The organism is Mesorhizobium sp. M7A.F.Ca.ET.027.03.2.1, assembly GCF_003999175.1.
Taxonomy (GTDB): Bacteria; Pseudomonadota; Alphaproteobacteria; order Rhizobiales; family Rhizobiaceae; genus Mesorhizobium.
In genome coordinates, this window is record NZ_RZOM01000780.1 from 1 (window position 1) to 2,989 (window position 2,989).

General features: G+C 62.6%; 2 protein-coding genes. Both read right to left on the bottom strand.

Going from position 1 to position 2,989, the window contains the following annotated elements:
• A partial coding sequence (locus tag EN750_RS26695; RefSeq protein ID WP_145967934.1) for a hydantoinase B/oxoprolinase family protein occupies positions 1-848 on the bottom strand: 848 nt, incomplete at its 3' end.
• A 3-nt stretch (positions 849-851) separates the two neighbouring features.
• Entirely contained in the window at positions 852-2,879 is a 2,028-nt protein-coding gene (locus tag EN750_RS26700; protein WP_127398407.1) for a hydantoinase/oxoprolinase family protein, read from the bottom strand.
• Between the last annotated feature and the right edge of the window lie 110 nt (positions 2,880-2,989).

Here is a 2,989-nt window from a genome sequence, read left to right on the forward strand (position 1 = left end):
GTCGAATGGCTTCCCGTAAAATCGTAGTGGATCGTGTCGCCCTTGATCGTCATCTTGATGCGGATCGGGATCATGCCTTCGCCGGCACCGAGATCCCGGTCGATGTAGTCGACCGTCTCCCAAGTGCCGTCGGGCAGCTCCGCGAGACGCTTTCGCACCGCACGTTCGACGTAGTCCTGAACCTCCTCCATCCCGCGCATGACCTGGCCGCGTCCGTACTTCTTGACCAGCCGCAACAGTTCGCGCTCGGCGGCCTGCGTCGCCTGCGCCTGGGAATGGATGTCGCCAATGATCGATGCGGGATCGCGCGTGTTGGCCGCGATCATGTTGGCGACGTCGGAGCAGAAGCGGCCGCGCTGGAAAAGGCGCAACGGCGTGATCCGCAGGCCTTCGCGAAACATGTCGCGGGCGGTGACGTCGAAGGAACCCGGCACCGAGCCGCCAAGATCCGACCAGTGGCCGTTCGACTGTGAGAAGCCGATCAGTTTGTCTTCGTCGAAGATCGGCCGGACGAGCCGAACATCGCTGAAATGCGTACCGCCGGCATAGGGATCGTTGATTGCGTAGACGTCACCGGGTGCCATGTCGCCTTCGAAGACCCGGATCACCTCCTTGCACGTGTTGTGCAGTGTGCCGACATGGACCGCGATGTCGTAGTTGCCCTGGGCGACGGAGTTGCCATCGGCGTCGTGCAGGGCGTTCGAAAAGTCTCGGTTGTAGATGACGAAGGAATAGCAGGTGCGAAGCATCTGTTCGGCCATCTGGTCGACGGTGGTGATGAAGGAGTTCTTCAGCACCTCGAACGTTACCGGATCGAGGCCAGGGCTCGTTTCAATCAGCTTTGTCATGTCTCAGCCTTTCGTCACGATGAGAATGTTCAGGAAGCCGTCGACGGTCGCGCTCATTCCCGGCGGAACCACGGTGGTGGAATCGAACTGTTCGACGATGGCGGGTCCCGCAAAGGCAGCGCCGGCCCTGAGTTGGTCGCGTTCATAGACAGCCGCATCATGAGATACGCCGTCGAACCAGACGCCGCGGCGGCCGAGCGGCTCGGGCACATGAGGCAAGACTTCATGCCGCGGCATCTCGGCTTTCGGTACGATGCCGATCGCCTTGACCGCGATGCGGAAGATCGACACCGGCGCCTCTTCGCGGCGGTAGTTGAACTCGCGTTCGTGCTCGTTGTGGAATGCCTCTATCAGCGAGCAGATGCTCTCGATCCGCGCCGGGGCTGACACCGCGAGCGATCGCCACTGGCCCTGGTACATCATCTCGACCGTACGCTGCAGCGCCATGTCTTCGCGCGCCACGCCCTCATGGGTCAGGCGCTCAACGGCCTGTTCTTCCATCAGAACAAAGGCCGTCTGCATCTCGGCGGGCGAGACCGTCGAAGCATCGGCCATGAAGCTTTCGGAGAAATCATGCTGCACGTCGACGAGAAGGCAACCGAGCGCGGAGGTGACGCCAGGATTGGGCGGCACGATCACGGTTGGGATCGAAAGCTCCTTCGCCACGGCCGCTCCGTGCAAAGCGCCTGCACCGCCGAATGCGACGAGCGCAAAGTCTCGTGGGTCATAGCCCCGGCTGATGGAGAGAAGCCGCACGGCATTGCCCATATTGGCGTTGGCGACGGCGATGATCGCCTCGGCCGCTTGGTGGAGTTCCATACCGAAGGGTGTCGCCACAGTCTCCTGCACCGCCTGGGCGGCCAGGGCGGGGTCGAGGGTGATCTTGCCGCCCGCAAGGCTGGTGCCGAGACGGCCGAGCACGACATTGGCATCGGTGTTGGTGGCGGTGCGGTTGCCATTCTTGTAGCAGGCCGGGCCCGGAAAGGCGCCGGCGGACTGCGGTCCGTTGCGCAAGCTGCCGCCCTCGTCCTGCCATGCCAACGACCCGCCGCCCGCGCCGATGGTCAGCACCTCGATGGAGGGGAAGCGGATCGGATATCCGAATTCGATGTACCAGTCTTTTGTGATGCGCGACTCCCCGTTCCATGCGAGCGAGACGTCGGTGCTGGTGCCGCCCATGTCGAAGCCGATCGAGTTCGGGAAGCCACAGAGATTTCCGATGAAGCGGCTTGCGATCGCGCCGGCGGCGATGCCGGATCCCGCGAGCCGGGCCGAGAAATCCCTGACGCTCGCGGGCGTCATGACCCCGCCACCGCTGTGCAGCAACAGGAGATCTCGTTTGTATCCGGCGGCGGCAAGCTTTTCTCCGAGACGCGACACGTAATCGACGACGACCGGGGCGCAGACGGCGTTGGCCATGGTGGTGGAAAAACGTTCGTGCTCGAAGATTTCCGGCATCACCTCCGAGGAGATCGAGACCGGCAGATCCGGCATGGCCTCCTTCAGAATCTCACGCATGCGGCGCTCATTGGCGCCGTTGACATAGGAGTTCATGAAGCAGACGGCGATGGACTTGACCTGCCGTTTGACGAGAATTTCCGCGACGCGATGAGCGGCCTCTTCGTCCAGTGCTTCCAGGATCGTGCCCTCGGCACTGACCCGTTCGCGGACTGTCAGCCGGTCGCGGCGCGGGATATACGGCTTGGCGACATCCTTGTAGGTGTCCCAGAGGTCTTCCTTGTTGGCGCGGCGGATCTCGACAACATCACGGAAACCCTCGGTGCAGACCATTGCGGTGCGTGGCAGGCGGCGGGTGATCAGCGCATTGGTGGCGACCGTCGTACCATGAGAGAACAGCGTCACCTCCGAAAGATCGATGCGGCCCTGCTCCACGCCATTCATGATCGCCTGCATGGGATCGTCAGGCGTGGAGGCGGTCTTCTCGATGCGGATCGCGCCGCTGTCTTCGTCCATGATGCAGATGTCGGTGAAAGTCCCTCCGACATCGACGGCAACTCTTATTCTGCTCATGACAGTTCCTTCGCGGGATATTTGCGGGCAAGGCCCGGCTTTCGCCGCCCTTGCCGGGGCGGCGTCGCAATAGATTATGGAATTGACCCGGATTTCGCCGGGTCTAGTGC